This is a genomic window from Mesorhizobium sp. M8A.F.Ca.ET.181.01.1.1 (assembly GCF_004792025.1).
GTDB lineage: Bacteria > Pseudomonadota > Alphaproteobacteria > Rhizobiales > Rhizobiaceae > Mesorhizobium.
In genome coordinates this window covers 131,527-147,742 of sequence record NZ_SRTV01000012.1, presented here as the reverse complement: position 1 = coordinate 147,742, position 16,216 = coordinate 131,527, and the positions used below count along the sequence as shown (strand labels likewise).

16 protein-coding genes and 1 pseudogene are annotated in these 16,216 nt (G+C 61.7%); 7 read left to right on the top strand and 10 right to left on the bottom strand.

Going from position 1 to position 16,216, the window contains the following annotated elements:
• A pseudogene (locus EN824_RS30400) lies at positions 1-116 on the top strand (IS630 family transposase); the annotation flags it as partial.
• Between the two features lie 96 nt (positions 117-212).
• Here EN824_RS30400 and EN824_RS30395 read toward each other — a convergent pair.
• From EN824_RS30395 to EN824_RS30385, 3 genes are all read right to left on the bottom strand, one after another.
• Complete coding sequence (locus EN824_RS30395; RefSeq protein ID WP_127280997.1) at positions 213-1,190, bottom strand: complex I NDUFA9 subunit family protein; 978 nt, start codon at positions 1,188-1,190, stop codon at positions 213-215.
• Between the two features lie 110 nt (positions 1,191-1,300).
• Positions 1,301-1,489, bottom strand: coding sequence for a hypothetical protein (locus tag EN824_RS36250; protein ID WP_245511810.1), 189 nt, complete (start codon positions 1,487-1,489; stop codon positions 1,301-1,303).
• 130 nt (positions 1,490-1,619) lie between these two features.
• Positions 1,620-2,621 carry an Ldh family oxidoreductase gene (locus tag EN824_RS30385; protein ID WP_189343572.1) on the bottom strand — a complete coding sequence of 334 codons (1,002 nt, stop codon included), beginning with the start codon at positions 2,619-2,621 and terminating at the stop codon, positions 1,620-1,622.
• Between the two features lie 213 nt (positions 2,622-2,834).
• Here EN824_RS30385 and EN824_RS30380 point away from each other — a divergent pair, with 213 nt between their 5' ends.
• Positions 2,835-3,701, top strand: a complete 867-nt coding sequence (locus tag EN824_RS30380) for a hypothetical protein (protein WP_135933036.1) — start codon at positions 2,835-2,837, stop codon at positions 3,699-3,701.
• Between the two features lie 143 nt (positions 3,702-3,844).
• On the opposite strand, the gene EN824_RS30375 is transcribed toward EN824_RS30380, so the two are convergent.
• Positions 3,845-4,069 carry a DUF6471 domain-containing protein gene (locus EN824_RS30375; protein ID WP_135933035.1) on the bottom strand — a complete coding sequence of 75 codons (225 nt, stop codon included), beginning with the start codon at positions 4,067-4,069 and terminating at the stop codon, positions 3,845-3,847.
• Between the two features lie 106 nt (positions 4,070-4,175).
• Here EN824_RS30375 and EN824_RS30370 point away from each other — a divergent pair, with 106 nt between their 5' ends.
• A complete protein-coding gene (locus tag EN824_RS30370) occupies positions 4,176-5,132 on the top strand; it encodes an IS1595 family transposase (protein WP_135933034.1) in 957 nt (318 codons plus the stop codon).
• An 890-nt stretch (positions 5,133-6,022) separates the two neighbouring features.
• Here the strand turns inward: EN824_RS30370 and EN824_RS30360 are convergent.
• The 5 genes from EN824_RS30360 to EN824_RS30340 form a co-directional block, all read right to left on the bottom strand.
• Positions 6,023-6,427 (bottom strand): hypothetical protein, encoded by a 405-nt coding sequence (locus EN824_RS30360; RefSeq protein WP_135933032.1) that lies wholly within the window; start codon positions 6,425-6,427, stop codon positions 6,023-6,025.
• Positions 6,428-6,538: 111 nt separating this feature from the next.
• Positions 6,539-7,348, bottom strand: a complete 810-nt coding sequence (locus EN824_RS30355; RefSeq protein ID WP_135933031.1) for an ABC transporter permease — start codon at positions 7,346-7,348, stop codon at positions 6,539-6,541.
• Positions 7,348-8,013 carry an ABC transporter permease gene (locus tag EN824_RS30350; protein WP_135933038.1) on the bottom strand — a complete coding sequence of 222 codons (666 nt, stop codon included), beginning with the start codon at positions 8,011-8,013 and terminating at the stop codon, positions 7,348-7,350. Before EN824_RS30350 ends, EN824_RS30355 begins: the two co-directional genes overlap by 1 nt.
• Before the next feature lie 204 nt (positions 8,014-8,217).
• A complete protein-coding gene (locus EN824_RS30345; RefSeq protein WP_135883722.1) occupies positions 8,218-9,015 on the bottom strand; it encodes a transporter substrate-binding domain-containing protein in 798 nt (265 codons plus the stop codon).
• Between the two features lie 56 nt (positions 9,016-9,071).
• Positions 9,072-9,887 (bottom strand): ABC transporter ATP-binding protein, encoded by an 816-nt coding sequence (locus EN824_RS30340; RefSeq protein ID WP_135862403.1) that lies wholly within the window; start codon positions 9,885-9,887, stop codon positions 9,072-9,074.
• A gap of 213 nt (positions 9,888-10,100) precedes the next feature.
• Between EN824_RS30340 and EN824_RS30335 the strand changes: the two genes are divergently transcribed.
• From EN824_RS30335 to EN824_RS30320, 4 genes are all read left to right on the top strand, one after another.
• Positions 10,101-10,973 (top strand): dimethylarginine dimethylaminohydrolase family protein, encoded by an 873-nt coding sequence (locus tag EN824_RS30335; RefSeq protein ID WP_135933030.1) that lies wholly within the window; start codon positions 10,101-10,103, stop codon positions 10,971-10,973.
• On the top strand, positions 10,943-11,614 hold the full coding sequence (locus EN824_RS30330) for a TetR family transcriptional regulator C-terminal domain-containing protein (protein WP_135933029.1): 672 nt from the start codon (positions 10,943-10,945) through the stop codon (positions 11,612-11,614). The genes EN824_RS30335 and EN824_RS30330 overlap by 31 nt, the downstream gene beginning before the upstream one ends.
• A 55-nt stretch (positions 11,615-11,669) precedes the next feature.
• Positions 11,670-13,250, top strand: a complete 1,581-nt coding sequence (locus tag EN824_RS30325; protein WP_135933028.1) for a 5-guanidino-2-oxopentanoate decarboxylase — start codon at positions 11,670-11,672, stop codon at positions 13,248-13,250.
• A gap of 222 nt (positions 13,251-13,472) precedes the next feature.
• Positions 13,473-14,180: an SDR family NAD(P)-dependent oxidoreductase gene (locus EN824_RS30320; RefSeq protein WP_127275818.1), complete on the top strand. Its 708-nt coding sequence runs from the start codon at positions 13,473-13,475 to the stop codon at positions 14,178-14,180.
• Between the two features lie 221 nt (positions 14,181-14,401).
• Here EN824_RS30320 and rpsA read toward each other — a convergent pair whose 3' ends face one another.
• On the bottom strand, positions 14,402-16,099 hold the full coding sequence (gene rpsA, locus EN824_RS30315) for a 30S ribosomal protein S1 (protein ID WP_135862394.1): 1,698 nt from the start codon (positions 16,097-16,099) through the stop codon (positions 14,402-14,404).
• Between the last annotated feature and the right edge of the window lie 117 nt (positions 16,100-16,216).

The window sequence follows — 16,216 nt, the reverse complement described above, 5'->3', positions numbered from 1 at the left end:
AGAAACGCACCGTCGAGGAAACTTGGCGTCACATCGGCCACCTCGTCGAAACCATCGAGGCAGCCGAATGCAAGAACTACTTCGAAAACGCCGGATACGCTTCCGTCAAAACATGAAACGCTCTAGGTGTGCCGATACTCAGGTGATGCCTGCCTGCGTTCTCGACTCGCCCTGACCTGAATCCCAACACGCCTTTGGCCTACTGCACTCACTTATACGGCTGGTTTGCGCTGCTGGAACTGGCCGGCGGCGCGGAAGCGCCAGAGGTAGCTGGGCAGGATCGTCGCGATCGATTGCGGCTGAATGCCGAGCCCCGCCAGTGTCCGGTTCGCCTTGGCGGCTTCGTCCGAAACGATGTTGTGCTCGCGCAACTGCATCACCTGGTCCTTGGTCAGCAGCGGATTGGGCAGGAGCCCGAGGATCGAGGCCTGGATGTTTGCCACCCACCACGGCACCGGCACCAGCATGCGCTTGCGCTCGATCACGGTGAGCAGTTCCTGCATGCACTCCTTGAAAGTGAGCACGTTGGGGCCGCCAAGCTCGTAGACTTGGCCGCCATCGATCTTGCCGTCGACCGAGCGCGCCACCGCCTCGGCGACGTCGCCGACATAGACCGGCTGGAACTTGGTGTGGCCGCCGCCGATCAGCGGCAGCACCGGAGAATAACGCGCCATATTGGCGAAACGGTTGAAGAAGCTGTCTTCCGGCCCGAAATTGATCGACGGCCGGAAGATCACGGCATCGGCGATCGTCTCCAGCACCGCCTTCTCGCCCAGCGCCTTGGTGCGCGCATAATCCGATTCGGAGTCCAGATCGGCGCCGAGCGCCGAAATATGGGTGAGCCCGGCGCCGACGGAGCGCGCCGCCTCGGCGATCGCGCGAGCACCGAAATCATGCACGGCGGAGAATTTCTGCCGGCCGCTCTGATGCAGGATGGCGACGAGATTGACGACATGGTCGGCGCCTTGCACGGCGCGGTCGACCGACCAGCGCACGCGCACATTGGCCTGCACCGGCTGGATCTGGCCGACATTGCCGAGCGGCTGCAGATGGCCGGCAAGATCGGGCCTCCGGCAGGCGACCCGGATGCGATAGCCGCGCTTGGCCAGCGCCCGCACGACATGGCGGCCGACAAAGCCTGACCCGCCAAAGACGACGACAAGCTTTGGGGTCTGCAGGATTTCGGTCATGACGGGCTCCGGCGCGCGTTCCAGATGGCTTAGCTGAGCCGTTTCATAGTCCGTTTTGCGCCAAAGGCAAAGGGTGACGCGTCGTCGCTGCCGCCCTTCTTTCGGGCGTGTCAGAACGCCTTGCCGAGGCGGGCATCGACCGAGTGCCGGTTGCCGCCGCGAATGACGAAGAACAGCAGGATCGAACGACAAACGCAGAAAACCCCGCCGAAGCGGGGTTTTCCGGGTGAGTTTCGTGTCGAAACCAGGGCCAACGAGGCGGCCTGACCTGAGACGGTATCAGCATGGGCGTGAAGCAAGTACGCCCGCCTCGGCCCTGGACGCATCCGACAGAAGACACCGACCGGGCAAACCCGACCCGGATAGCTATTCGTCGTCGGGACGCGCGGGAAGGTTCACCGAGGCGCGGGAAAAAATTCGCCGATTTCTTCAGGCCGAATAGCGCTCGGCGAATTCGGAGATGCGCTGGATCACTGCCTTGGGCGCGGTGATGCCGCGCGCCTGCGCCTTCTCGGCCGCTTCGGCCCGGGCACGGCCGGGCACATGCACGCCATAGCGCCGGCGCAGTCGGTCGAGCTGGTCTTTCATGCGCTGCTCGAAATCGGGATCGAGCAGCTTGGGCTCGACCGCAAGCACGAACAGGCCGGTTCCCGGACTGTCGGGGCCGCCACTGAACCACGGCGCGTCGAGCGACCAGTTGGCGCCCGACAGGCCCGCCGCCAGCACCTCGACCATCAGGGCGATGTTGGCGCCGCGCTGGCCGCCAAAGGCAAGCATGGCGCCCTTCATGGCGGCGGCCGGGTCGGTCGTCGAATTGCCGCTGGCGTCCAGCGCCCAGCCTTCGGGGATCTTCTTGCCGTCTTCCGCGGCCTTGCGGATGTTGACGAAAGCGGTGGCGCTCGACGACTGGTCGATGACCAGCGGCGCGCCGTCGGCGGCGGGCGCGGCGAACGACATCGGATTGGTGCAGTAGACCGGCTTGACCGAGCCCGAGCCGGCCAGGACGGCCGGTCCATTGGTGGCGGCAAAGGACACCAGCCCCTGCGCCGCCAGCCGGCCGGTAAAGTAGCCGAGCGCCCCACACGTATAGGCGTTCTTCTGCGAGAAGATGGCGACGCCGAACAGTCTTGCCGCCTTGGCGAGGTCGTCGATGGTGCGGTCGAAGCCGGTATGCGCCAGCCCGCCGCGTGCGTCCGAGAGATAGACGGCCAGTGCCGGCCGGGTGATCACCGGATCGGCATTGCCGTCGATGCGCCCGGCCTCGAGCGCTTCGAGGTAATCGATGAAATGCGACAGCCCGACGGCTGCAAGTCCTTCGGCCTCGGCGGCGATGATCGAGGCGGTGAGCGATTGCGCCGCCTCCTCATTGGCGCCGGCCCCAAGTGCCGCCATCCGGCACAGTCCTTTTGCCTGGTCGAGACTGAGTTGCATCATGACGGTCCTAAGGAATTAGGGAATAGGGAATTGTGCGCAGTGAATAGCGAACGGGGATGGAAATGTGAATGCGGAAGTGGCTGGCTACTCCCCTACTCCCCTACTCCCCTACTCCGGTCTTATGTAGCAAACGCACCAAGGATTTTAGCCGACAGTTGCAATAGCTGCCAACCTCATCCTAGTGTTGAACACATGCGAGGGGGGAAACGCATGGATCAGCACATAAATTTATATCTAGATTTGGAGCCGGGCGAGCTGGCCGATCTGGAAGTTGTGGCGAGAGCTAGCCTGGCGTTTGCCGGGGCAGTTCGCGAGATAGCCTATATCGTCGATCCGTCCCTTGTAATCAGGCTTGAACTTGAAAGCGGAACGGAGGGTAGTCTTAGCCTCAATTCTGTCATCCGCTTCGTTAGACAGCAGGTGAGTGACCCTGTAACCAGAAAGGTCATTATCATCGGCATTGTGATGTGGTTTGCCAAAGAAACCGGCTCTGCCTTACTCGGGGTGGCGGTAAACGACCTCATTGCACACGAGACGACGATATCCGAGCAGGATGCGCAGCGGATAGCCGAAAAGGTCCAAGAGCTTCTCGACAAGAAAGTCGCCGCCAAGCCAGTGCAGGAGGTCTACAAAGAGCTTCAAAAGGACAAGAGCATCAAAGGCGTTGGCGTAAGCACCGAAAAGGGTGCAAGGCCGCGTTCAGTGGTACCCAGAGAGCAATTCCCCGAGCGCAGTCAGGCAGAGGCGGAGGACGTTCAGGAAGGCGAACCACGCAACCACACAGAGCGCATGATCCTCACGTTGATCAGCCCTGTTTTGCAGAACAACAAGAACAAGTGGCGCTTCCTATCGAAGGACGGGAACATCAACGCGGGCATAAAGGATGAGAAGTTTCTCAACAGCATACTGTCGGGTCAGTCCGACCTCAAAATGCGCAGTGGGATCATTTTGATTGCTGATGTTGAAATTACAGAGAGAAAGAAAGATGGCGTTTGGCAGGTTACCGAACGAAACGTCTCTAACGTTGTCGAAATAAGAACCGAAGACGACATAAACGATCTATTTTCGTCTGAGTGAGACGATTAATGAAATCAAAGCTATTAATCCTAGCGAATAGGCCATTGTAGGACCGATACGAAATTTTACCAAATCGAGCATAAGGTAAGTCGCAGAAAACACAGCAACCAAGAACAATATTTGCTGGATCTTCATATTCGCTATCATCTTATGATGATAGCATTTGCGTCGATTGCGGTCAAGCATTGCAGCAGAAAAGCAGCAGTAAACTTTCCACGCGACAGCTTATTTCTTATGTTCACTTCCTTCTCGTCAACACCTATTGATGACAGCCGGTCAACAAGCTGGCTGTATGTGACGCCTTTCCGCTTCAATTCGGCCTTCAGGAGGTTGGCCGCCATGGCTTCGTAGTCGGTTCTCTCTGTCATACGTATCGCCTTTGGATCGAAAAGTATCGCATACGATGACATAGGGCCTTGTATGCAGTGCGTCAACGTACTATATCCGTTACATAAGTAACGGATTTGATACGTCATGGCACAGCACTTCCTCCTTTCTGCCGAAAGCCGCACCCTCTCTCTCAAAGAGATTTACAAGGGTGGCGAGGAAAAGGCGTATGACACGTTCAGGCTCCTTCGCTGGGCTTCGACGCAAGGCGAGCCTGTTTGCCCAAAATGCGGGTGCCTGGATCACTACGACATTCCGACCCGCCGCAAGTTCAAGTGCGCCGCCTGCGGTGCGCAGTTCTCCGTAACGTCCGGCACGATCTTCGCTTCGCGCAAGCTAGCGTTTGTCGATCTGCTCGCCGCGATCTGCTTGTTCGTCAACGGCGCCAAGGGCATGTCGGCTGTCCAGTTCTCCCGCGATCTGGACGTTCAATACAAGACCGCCTTTGTGCTGGCTCACAAGCTGCGCGAAGCCCTTTCGGCTGAAACCAAGAACGAAACCCTTGAAGGCGAGGTGGAAATCGACGGCGCTTACTTTGGTGGCGTGGTGCGCCCTGAGAACCGCGTGGAAGACCGTAAGGACCGCCGCGTGAAGGCAAACCAGTCAGACCGCCGCCGCGTTGTGATCGCCCTGCGCGAGCGCGCTGGCCGCACCTTGACGTTCATCCGTCATCGCGAAGCCGAAGGCGTCGATATCGCCCGCGCTCGTATGCTGGCCGGCACGAAGCTGTTTGCCGATGAGGCGAGCCATTGGGACGTGCTGGAAGGCGAATTTGCTTCGACTCGCATCAACCATTCGGAAAGCTACAGCGACGGTCACGGCAAGCACACCAACATGGTGGAAAGCTATTTCAGCCGCCTGCGCCGGATGGTTGCCGGCCAGCATCACCACGTCTCGCACCACTACCTCTACCAGTACGCCAATCACGCCGCATGGCTGGAGGATCACCGCCGCCGGTCGAATGGCGGCAACGCCTTCGCCCTGCTTGGCGGTGCGCTCAACCATTCCGTGAGTCGCGTTTGGGCTGGCTACTGGCAGCGCTAGGCTGGCATCGAATCAGGTTGCAATTTGTGCGGTGCACAATCTAGACGAGTCGACTAGAATCAGGCTAGATGGCACGAAAATATGCGAAAATCGCAAGATAGGCACGGTGGGAGGAACCAACCAAGCCTTTGAATTCAAATAGCTTTTTTGCACCCACAATATAATGTGGCAGCATTCGTCGCTGCCTTGACTCCTGCGGGCCGCGAGACTCATATCGATCTCGTGAGGGGAAGAATCCTTTCGCCCAATACGACAAAGCCGGGGCTCGCAACCCCGGCTCCGTATCGGTAACCGCAGTGCTTTGGACGGCTTGCGGCTAGTCGGTATGTACAGGCGGGACCCTACTCGCAATCGACTCGCTGTCAAGTCGTCCAAACATCCTAAAAGGAGTTTTAGGATAATGACGACAAACAATAAACCACCATACCAGCTCACATATGATGACGCAGTCGACGTTTGGCTGCGCCACTGGGCTGGGCAATACCAGCACCACATTGCCGCCGTCTATGGCGTCAATCCGGGCCGCGTGAATGACGTTCTCAAAGGACGGAAACATGCAGGTGCCGAACAGGTAGCCGCTTCGAAAAGGAGGGCTGCCTAATGGCTAGTAGTTCCGTGAAAATCCTTTGCGGCTCTTGCAAGGTCGGCCTTGAAGGACCCGCGAATGCGAAGGACCACGATGTGGTTGCATGTCCCCGGTGCGGGCGTAGTGACACACTCAAAAACGTCATGCGGGAAGTTGCCAAGCATGTCGAGGAAACGGCTGCGCGCGGTTTGCAGGAAAGCATGCGCAGCGCTCTCCGTGGGAGCAAGAATGTCAAGTTCAGTAGCAACCCCATCCCACATCGAAGCTATCGCTTCATCAGCGACTTGAAACTTTGACATAGCTTCTACTCCTGCGGTCGGCTGTCGTGGCCGACCGCCACCAGCCTACGGCGGCACGCCGCCCATTTCTTCGCACCCTTGACGCTTCCGATCACTTTGGCGACTAGGTTGCGGTCGGCGGCATCCCAAGCCTTGACTGCCATAATACGCAACGCGACTTCCCTATTCGTGCCGTGACAGCCATCCTTGCGCAGTAACCTTGCCAGTTCGTTTCGCTTGAACAGGCGGACAGACGTTACCTTGGGCTCGATGTCGCCAGGCGAGCCCGCATAGCCGAAGATCGCTAGCGCCTCGTCAATGGTCTGTAGCTGCGACTTCAGGACGGCTTTCTGACGGTCCAAGTCGATAACCTGGCCCGACAGTTCCGCCCGCTTGGCGATCAATGCGTGAATGACGATTGGCTGTCCCATACCCCGGATTTTATGGGAACCCACCCTTTAGGTCGTGCGAGAAGTTGGTGCGTTTGCTACATAAGACCGCCCTACTCCCCTACTCCCCTACTCCCCTACTCCCCTACTCCCCTAACCTATCTTGACCGGGATCCGCGCCTCGATCCGGCTGAAGGCGAAGACCAGAATGCCGGTGATCGCCATATAGATCAACGCCAAGAGCAGCAGGGGCTCGTAGGTGAGGTAGGTGTCCTGCCGCACCTTGGACGAGACCGCGAAGATATCGATCACGCTGATCGTCGCCACCAGCGGCGTCGATTTCAGCTGCAGCACGGTCTCGCCGGTCAGTGTTGGCAGCGCCCGGTAGAAGGCTTGTTGCAGCCAGATGCGCCGGAAAATCTTCCAGCGGCTCATGCCGAAGGCGCGGGCCGCTTCCAACTGCCCCTTGGGCACGCCGGCAAAGGCGCCGCGCATCACTTCGCCCTCATAGCCGGCGAAGGACAAAGTCAACGCCAGCACGCCGTATGGCCATGCCTGCCTGAGATAGGGCCACATCCAGGATTCGCGGATCCATGGATATTGCGGGAACAGCGAGCCCAGCCCGTAATAAAGCAGCCATAGCTGCAGCAGCAGCGGCGTGCCGCGAATGATGGTGCAGAAGACTTTCGCCGGAGCTGCGACCCAGATCGAGCCGGCCGCCTGCGCCAGCCCGACGGGCACGGCGATCATGAAGCCGAGCGCGCAGGTGACGGCCAGGATCCACAGGGCACGCCAGATGCCCATCAGTCCCATTTCCCAATATTGCGGCAGCCAGTCCCAGCGCATGAAGAAGGCGGCCGACGCCACCAGTCCAAGCGCGATGAGGATCAGCACGATGCGATGCGGCTGCAGCCAGAGCGAAGCGCGCGCCGCCGTGTCGATGATGACTGTTTCACCGGTCATCAACGGGCATCCTTGATCGAAGGCATGCCGCGCCGCGCCCATTTCTCGGCGCGGCCAAGCAGGAAGTTCGAAACCAGCGTCACGCAGAGATAGAGCACGCCGGCGGCGAGGAAGAAAATCAGATAGGCCTTGGTGACGCCTGCCGCCTGTCGTGTCGCCAACGTCAGCTCGAAGAAGCCGACGACGGCCAGCAGCGCGGTGTCCTTGGTGGCGATCAGCCACAGATTGGCGAGGCCCGGAATGGCGAAAGGCAACATCGCCGGCAGCGTGATGCGCCGCAACAGAAGGCCGGGAGACATGCCGAAGGCGCGGGCGGCTTCGATCTGGCCCTGCGGAATGGCGAGGATCGCGCCGCGGATGACTTCCGTCGAATAGGCGCCCTGGACGAAGCCGAGCACGGCGATGCCGGCCACCAGCCCGCTTATGTCGACACGTTGGTAGCCCATGGCGGCCAGCATCTGGTTTATCAGGTCGGTGCCGGCATAATAGAGCAGCAGGATCAGCACCAGTTCCGGCACGGCCCGCACCACGGTGGTGTAGACCGCGAACAGGTCGCGCACCACGGGTCCGCCGTAAAGCTTGCCATAGGCACCCCAGGTTCCAATAAGCAGGCCGACGATGGTGGCGCCGACGGCGATCTCCAGCGAATGCAGGAGCCCGACCAGGAGCGTCCCGCCCCAGCCGACGGGCGCGGGCGAGAGAAGTTCGACGATGCCGGCCGCCGAGGCCGGAAGAAAGGATTCGATCAGCGTCGCCCCCGGATTGCTGGCTCGATCCGCCGGCACCTGCGGCCGGCGGCAAGCATGCGTGGACAGGCCGGCTGGAGGATGGGGGCGTCAACGCCCTGTCCTCCAGCCATACGAGGGTGGTCAGTTCGACTGCGTGGCGCCGCCGTAAATGTCGAAATCGAAGTATTTCTTCGAGATTTCGTCATATTTGCCGTTGGCGCGGATCGCCTTGATGCCGGCGTTGATCTTCTCTTTCAGATCGGTGTCTTCCTTGCGCACGCCGGCGCCGACGCCCGGTCCGAGCACCTCGTCGTCAGGGGCCACCATGCCCTTGAGATCGCAGCAGGCCTTGCCCTGGTCGGTCTTGAGGAACTCCTTGAGCGCGATGGAATCGGCCTGCACCGCGTCGAGGCGGCCGGCGGCAAGGTCATTGTTGGCTTCGTCCTGCGTCTGGTATTCCTTGATCTCGGATGCGGTCGGGCCGAAGTGCTTCTTGGCGTAGACGGCATGCACCGTCGACACCTGGACGCCCAGGACCTTGCCCTTGAGATCGTCGGGCGTGGCGCCGAACTTCTGGTCCTTGGGGCCGATGATCGCGGTCGGCGTGTTGTAGTACTTGTCGGAGAAGTCGATGGTCTTCTTGCGTTCGTCGGTGATCGACATCGACGAGACGATAAGGTCGATCTTCTTGGTGGTCAGCGCCGGGATGATGCCGTCCCAGGCGACAGGGGTGATGACGCAGTCGAGTTTTTCCTCGGCGCACACGGCGTCGATGAAGTCGATTTCCCAGCCGACCCATTTGCCCGAAGCATCGGGCGAGGTGAAGGGCGCGTAGGGTTCGGCGGCGACGCCGATCTTGACCGGATCGGCCTTGGCCACGCCCATGGCGGCGACGCCGAGCAGCAGTGCCGCGGCGAATGTCTTCAGAACAGTCTTCATTTTCAGAACTCCCAGTTTGTTGTTGGTTCCCGGTTTTCTTCCGTCCCGGCCTGTCCCTAGCCGATGTTGCGGATGAACTGCTTGAGCCTTTCGGATTTGGGCGCGCCAAAGATCTGCTCCGGCGGGCCTTCCTCCTCGACCAGCCCGTTGTAGAGGTAGACGACGTGGGTCGCGACCTCGCGGGCGAATTTCATTTCGTGGGTGACCAGCACCATGGTGCGGCCTTCGCGAGCCAGATCGCCGATCACCTTCAGCACTTCGCCCACCAGTTCGGGATCGAGGGCCGAGGTCGGTTCGTCGAACAGCATGACGCGCGGATTGATGGCCAAGGCGCGAGCGATCGCGGCGCGCTGCTGCTGACCACCGGAGAGATAGGCCGGATAGACATCGCGTTTCTCGGCGAGCCCGACCCGCGCCAGCAGCTTTTCGGCCTGGGCGATTGCCTGGTCGCGCTTGACGCCCAGCACGTGCACGGGAACCTCGATGACGTTTTCGATCAGCGTCATATGGCTCCACAGGTTGAAGTTCTGGAACACCATGCCGAGCTTGGAGCGGATGCGTTCGATCTGCCTGCGGTCGGCCGGGATGGTGTGGCCGTGGCTGTCCGCCTTGAGCTTGATCTCCTCGCCATTGACCCGGATGATGCCGCTGGTCGGATTTTCCAGGCAGTTGATGCAGCGCAGCAGCGTCGATTTACCCGAGCCCGAGCCGCCGATGATGGCGATGACCTCGCCGTCGCGCGCCGACAGCGATACGCCCTTCAGCACATGCAGTTGACCGAATTTCTTGTGCAGGTTCTCGACATGGATGGCTTCTGCGGCGCTGTCCTGCACCTCGCCTGATGGGACTTTGGCAGCTGCCACAGCGCTCACCAAAAGACCTCCATATGGCCGCCGGCGGTTCGTCGAACGTCTATCCGGCTAATCAACATACGCTGTACTGCCCCGCTCCAGACTTCAAGCATGGACCCAACAGAGCGAGCCCGTCAATCCCGCTCATTACGGCACTTGCGGCCTTGTTGTGCAAGTGTATAAATAACCTCTCATGAAATTTTCCCGATTTTTTTCAGCTTAAAAAGGGCATCGATGAGCGCTTTCGGATCACAGTCCATGGCGGCGCCGCTGCGGCGCGTGCTGATGCGGTCGGCGGCCAACGCCATGCGTGACGCCGACAGGGCCGCTTGGCACTATGGTCCGGGATTCAACCCGGCGAAAGCAGCCTCGCAGCACGCGGTCCTTGCTGAACTGGTGGCGGCTTCCGGCGCCGAGATCGAATGGATCGAGGACAGGGCGGACGGCCTTTCGGATTCGGTGTTCACGCACGACCCCTCGCTGATGACCGACCGCGGCGCGCTGATCCTGTCCATGGGTAAGCCGTTGCGCGCCAGCGAGCCCTCGCTGCATGAGGAAACCTACAGAAGACTGGGCATTCCGATCCTTGGCCGCGTCGAGGCTCCCGGCCAGGTCGAAGGTGGCGACTGTGTATGGGTGGATGCCCGCACGCTGGCGATCGGGCGCGGTGTCCGCTCCAACCAGGAAGGCATCCAGCAGGTTTCCAACCTGCTGACGCCGTTGGGCATTTCCGTCTACGGCTTTGATCTGCCGCTGTGGCAGGGCGAAGAAGCGTGCCTGCATCTGATGTCGGTGATCAGCCCGCTGGCCGACGACCTCGCCTTGGTCTATTCGCCGCTTTTGCCTGCCCCGTTCTACCAGACGCTGAAGACGCGCGGCATCCGGCTGGTCGAAGGCGACGCCGAAGAATTCGCCGCTTCCAACGGCCTCAGCCTGAACGTCCTGCCGACCAGCCCGCACAAGGTCATTGCCGTCGCGGGCTTTCCCAGGACCAAGGCAGCCATGGAAGCCGCCGGCTGCACGGTTGAAATCTTCGAGGCGGATGCGCTCTGCATCGCCTGCGAAGGCGGGCCGACATGCCTGACGCGACCGATCCTGCGTCAATGAATGCGCGCCGTAAGTTCCGTCGCGAGGGCGAGGGGCGGCGGCGGCAGGATCTGATTGAAGCGACTTTGGACAGCGTGGCGGAATATGGCCTGCAGGGTGCCACCTTGCGTACCATCGCATTGCGCGCCGGCGTCACCGCCGGGCTGATCCGGCATTATTTCCCGGGCAAGGAAGAATTGCTGCAGGAAGCCTATACGGCGCTGGTCGGCCGCATGACCGAGCAGGCGAAAGCGGCACTGGTCATGGATGATGCCTCGCCGCGCCAACGCCTCGCGGCCTTCGTCACCGCCAACCTCAATGCGCCGATCATCGACGCGCGGGTGTTTTCGCTCTGGGCAACCTTCCTCGGCCGCGCCGGTGCCGATCCTGCCTTGGCCCGCGCCCACCGCGACGGCTACCTTGGCTTTCGCAACGAGGTGGAAGCGGTCGTGGCCGAAGTGCTCGCCGCCGAACAGCACAAGCCGGACGCAGGCGAGCTGCGCCACCATGCTATCGCGATCAACGCGATCATCGACGGGCTCTGGATAGAAGGCTGCCTGGCCGGCGAGATGTTTTCGCCCGGCGAATTGGCGGCGATTGGCATCAAGGCTGTCGAGGCCGAGCTCGGCCTCGCGCCGCTCAAGCAATTCCAGGAAAAATGAGAAGCGTTTTCCCTTGGGAATTGCGTAAGAAACAAAGAGAGAGGGGAGAAAACAAATGACCACCATCGGCGAAGCGCTCATTTCGCTACTCGAGGCCCATGGTGTCGACACCGTCTTCGGCATCCCCGGCGTCCACACGGTCGAGCTCTATCGCGGCCTGGCGAGGTCTAGGATCCGCCATGTCACGCCGCGCCACGAACAGGGCGCCGGCTTCATGGCCGACGGCTATGCCCGCGCCAGCGGCAGGCCGGGCGTCGCCTTCGTCATCACCGGGCCGGGGTTGACCAACACCATCACCGCCATGGGCCAGGCGCGCGCCGATTCGGTGCCTATGCTGGTGATCTCTGGCGTCAACGCCACCGACACGCTCGGCAAGGGGCTCGGCTTCCTGCATGAATTGCCCGACCAGCGCGGCATGATGGAGAAGGTGGCGCTGTTCTCGGAGCGCATCACCGAGGCCGCCGAACTGCCGGGTGCGCTCGCCCGTGCCTTCGCCTTGTTTTCGTCCGCGCGTCCAGGACCGGTGCACATCGAAATTCCGACCGACGTCATGGTGAAGCCCGCCGACGGTCTTGCGGCTGCGTTGAGCAATGCCACCCCGCCCGCTCCGGACGCCGGGGCAATTGCCGGGGCGGCGAAGCTAATCAAGGTAGCGCGCCGTCCGATGATCCTTGCCGGCGGCGGCGCCAGGAAGGCGGAAGCTCCACTGCGGCGGCTTGCCGAAAGACTGGGCGCGCCGGTTGTCGAGACCACCAACGCACGCGGCCTGATGCATGGTCATCCGCTTTGCGTGCCGGCAAGCCCAAGCCTGAAAGCGGTTCGCGCACTGATGGCCGAGGCAGATCTGGTGATCGCCGCCGGCACCGAATTCGGCCCGACCGACTATGACGGCTATGGCGACGGCGGCTTTGTGTTGCCTTCGAACCTGATCCGTATCGACATCGGCGCCGACCAGCTTGCGCGGCGCCCGGTGACGGTCGCCATCCAGGCCGATTGCGCCGTGGCGATCGAGGCCCTGCTTGCGGCGATCGATCCCGCCCACAGCGCCGGCGAAGACGGCCATGGCCGCGCCGCGGCGGGGCGAAAGGCTGCCTTTGCCGAGTTGAGTCCGGCCTATGCGGCGCAGGTGCATGCCGTGGAAATGATCCGCGATGCCTTGCCTGGTGCCATCATCGTCGGCGACTCCACCCAGCCGATTTACGCCGCCAACCTCTATTACGACCATGACCGGCCCGGCGGCTGGTTCAATGCCGCGACCGGATTCGGCGCGCTGGGCTATGGCCCTCCGGCGGCGATCGGCGCGGCACTCGCCGTGCCCGATGCCCCGGTTGTCTGCCTGACCGGCGACGGCGGCTTCCAGTTCACCTTGCCGGAGATAGCCGTAGCGCTGGATTCCGAAGCGCCCGTCATCTTCGTCGTCTGGAACAACAGGGGCTATCGCGAGATCGAAACCTCGATGCTCGATGTCGGCGTGGAACCTGTCGGCGTGTCGCCGGCGCCGCCGGATTTCTGCAAGCTTGCCGAAGCCTATGGCATATCAGCCGAAAGGCTGGCCGACATCGACGCCTTGCCACAGGCGTTGAGGCACGCCCGGGCAACGGGACTGCCACGTGTCATCGAAATCACGGTCGTTTGAACCATCCAGGCCGGCCTTGGTCCCCGACCGGAAGCGGACCATTTGCCGGCTTGGTCTTGGAAGGCATGAGGCTTCGCTATTCGACGGTGCGCTGACGCATGCAAAGACGTGACGGCTGCCATGTCGAGATATCGGTTGAGTGATCGACTGAAAGGCGCGACGCTTCGCGTCGGCGCGGCTAACCAACGACAAAAGTCATAAAAATGACAGGAGCGGTCCAGGATGACGGAAACACTTGAAGGCAGGCATATCGTTGTGACCGGTGGAACCGGCGCGCTCGGTGGGGCGGTGGTCGGCAGGCTGCTGGAGCAGGGCGCGATCTGTCATGTGCCGAACGCGCACGCTGCGGCACCTCAGCACTTCCCCTTCACCGCGCACGACAATGTGAAGCTGGCGCACAATGTCGACCTGTCGGACTCCGCCAAGGTCGAAGCCTTCTATTCTCAGGTCCCTGCCTTGTGGGGATCGATCCATCTGGCGGGCGGCTTTGCCATGGCACCGGTGGAAAAGATCGAATCGGCATCCTTCGCCGAGATGATGGACACCAACGCCCGCACCACCTTCCTGTGCAGCCGTGCGGCTATCCGCTCGATGCTGGCGTCGGGCTCTGCCGGCCGCATCGTCAATGTCACCGCGCGCGCCGGGCTCGACCCCAGGCGCGGCGCCGGGATGGTCGCCTACACCGCCAGCAAGGCGGCGGTCGCTGCCATGACCGTGGCCATGGCGGAAGAGCTCAAGGCCAATGGCATCCTGGTCAATGCCGTGGCCCCCTCGACGCTCGACACGCCGGCGAACCGCGCCGACATGCCGGATGCCGATTTCACCAAATGGGTCAGCCTCGAAGCTGCGGCCGAATCAATCGCCTATCTCGTCTCGCCCACCAACCGGGCAATGAGCGGAACGCTGGTGCCGCTCTACGGCAGGGCCTGAACTTCAAGAGCATTTCGCCGAGAGCAATTCCAGGAAAAGTGCGTAACGGTTTTCCCGGGAAGAACGCGTAGCGGTTTCCCTTGGGAATTGCGTGAAAACAAAGAGTTGGAGCGGGTCGGCGAATCTATCAAGCGCTGAACCGCTCCAAAGAAAAACCCCGCCGGAGCGATCCGGCGGGGTTTTGTTTTTGGGCTCTGGAAGAGCTTCGCGTTGCGAAGGACTTAGTTGCCCTGCTTCTTCAGCGCGGCGCCCAGGATGTCGCCCAGCGAAGCGCCGGAGTCGGTCGAGCCGTACTGTGCGACCGCTTCCTTCTCTTCGGCGATTTCCAGCGCCTTGATCGAGACCTGCAGCTTGCGGGTCTTCTTGTCGAAGGCGATGACGCGGGCGTCGACCTTCTGGCCGACGGTGAAGCGCTCGGGGCGCTGCTCGTCGCGATCACGGCTGAGGTCGGAGCGCTTGATGAAGGTCTCGATGCCGCTGTCGACCAGCCGCACTTCCAGACCGCCATCCTTGACGCCGATGACTTCGCAGGTGACGACCGCGTTCTTGCGCAGTTCGCCTGACGTCGCGGCTTCGCCGACCGAGTCCTTGGCCAGCTGCTTGATGCCGAGCGAGATGCGCTCCTTGTCGATGTCGACGTCGAGCACCTGCGCCTTGACCATGTCGCCGCGATTGTACTCTTCGATGACCTGCTCGCCCGGACGGGTCCAGTCGAGGTCGGAGAGGTGGACCATGCCATCCACGTCGCCTTCGAGGCCGATGAACAGGCCGAACTCGGTCTTGTTCTTGACCTCGCCCTCGACCTGGCTGCCGACCGGATGGCTCGAGGCGAAAGCCTGCCACGGATTCTCCAGCGTCTGCTTGAGGCCGAGCGAGATGCGGCGCTTGGCCGGATCGACCTCGAGCACCACCACGTCGACTTCCTGCGTCGTCGACAGGATCTTGCCGGGGTGCACGTTCTTCTTCGTCCACGACATTTCCGAAACGTGGATGAGACCCTCGATGCCCGGCTCCAGCTCGACGAACGCGCCGTAGTCGGTGATGTTGGTGACGGTGCCCTTGATCTTCTTGCCGATCGGGAACTTGGTGCCGATCTCGGACCACGGATCGCTCTCGAGCTGCTTCATGCCGAGCGAGATGCGGTGGGTTTCCTGGTTGATGCGGATGATCTGCACCTTGACCGTCTGACCGATGTTGAGGATTTCGGTCGGATGGTTGACGCGGCGCCATGCCATGTCGGTGACGTGCAGCAGGCCGTCGATGCCGCCGAGGTCGACGAACGCACCGTAGTCGGTGATGTTCTTGACGACGCCTTCGACCACCTGGCCTTCTTCAAGGTTCTGCACGATTTCCGAACGCTGTTCGGCGCGGCTCTCCTCGAGCACGGTGCGGCGCGAAACCACGATGTTGCCGCGGCGGCGATCCATCTTGAGGATCTCGAAGGGCTGCGGGTTGTGCATCAGCGGGGAAACGTCGCGGATCGGGCGGATATCGACCTGGCTGCGCGGCAGGAAGGCCACGGCGCCGTCGAGGTCGACGGTGAAGCCGCCCTTGACCTGGTTGAAGATGACGCCTTCGACGCGCTCACCCTTGGTGAACTTCTCTTCGAGGCGGACCCAGCTCTCTTCGCGGCGGGCCTTCTCACGGGAAAGCATGGCTTCGCCAAGCGCGTTCTCGATGCGCTCGACATAGACTTCGACGGTGTCACCGACCTTGAGGGTGGTGTCCTTGCCCTTGACGCCGAATTCCTTCAGCGGCACGCGGCCTTCGACCTTCAGGCCGACGTCGATGATGGCCATGTCCTTTTCGATCGCCGTGATCGTACCCTTGACGACCTGACCTTCGCCGGAATGGCCGGTGGTGAATGATTCTTCGAGCAGGCTCGCGAAATCATCGCGAGTGGGATTTGCAGCTGACATTGTTTCTCCTGGAGTGCCCCGCATCTCGAGCGGGACGGGCGCCGTGGGTTAGCGTTGCGTTGGCCTGCCGGCGTTCCGGGCTAAAAAGCCCTGGGCCGCTTTTCGAGCGGCAATTCC

Bases quoted from the DNA above. Each gene is read 5' to 3' on its own strand.
- EN824_RS30375 (WP_135933035.1), bottom strand. From the start codon at position 4,069: ATGACAGAGAGAACCGACTACGAAGCCATGGCGGCCAACCTCCTGAAG.
- EN824_RS30345 (WP_135883722.1), bottom strand. From the start codon at position 9,015: ATGAAGACTGTTCTGAAGACATTCGCCGCGGCACTGCTGCTCGGCGTC.
- EN824_RS30395 (WP_127280997.1), bottom strand. From the start codon at position 1,190: ATGACCGAAATCCTGCAGACCCCAAAGCTTGTCGTCGTCTTTGGCGGG.
- EN824_RS30360 (WP_135933032.1), bottom strand. From the start codon at position 6,427: ATGGGACAGCCAATCGTCATTCACGCATTGATCGCCAAGCGGGCGGAA.
- EN824_RS30330 (WP_135933029.1), top strand. From the start codon at position 10,943: ATGCCTGACGCGACCGATCCTGCGTCAATGAATGCGCGCCGTAAGTTC.
- EN824_RS30320 (WP_127275818.1), top strand. From the start codon at position 13,473: ATGACGGAAACACTTGAAGGCAGGCATATCGTTGTGACCGGTGGAACC.
- EN824_RS30355 (WP_135933031.1), bottom strand. From the start codon at position 7,348: ATGACCGGTGAAACAGTCATCATCGACACGGCGGCGCGCGCTTCGCTC.
- EN824_RS30385 (WP_189343572.1), bottom strand. From the start codon at position 2,621: ATGCAACTCAGTCTCGACCAGGCAAAAGGACTGTGCCGGATGGCGGCA.
- EN824_RS30370 (WP_135933034.1), top strand. From the start codon at position 4,176: ATGGCACAGCACTTCCTCCTTTCTGCCGAAAGCCGCACCCTCTCTCTC.
- EN824_RS30380 (WP_135933036.1), top strand. From the start codon at position 2,835: ATGGATCAGCACATAAATTTATATCTAGATTTGGAGCCGGGCGAGCTG.
- rpsA (WP_135862394.1), bottom strand. From the start codon at position 16,099: ATGTCAGCTGCAAATCCCACTCGCGATGATTTCGCGAGCCTGCTCGAA.
- EN824_RS30325 (WP_135933028.1), top strand. From the start codon at position 11,670: ATGACCACCATCGGCGAAGCGCTCATTTCGCTACTCGAGGCCCATGGT.
- EN824_RS30335 (WP_135933030.1), top strand. From the start codon at position 10,101: ATGAGCGCTTTCGGATCACAGTCCATGGCGGCGCCGCTGCGGCGCGTG.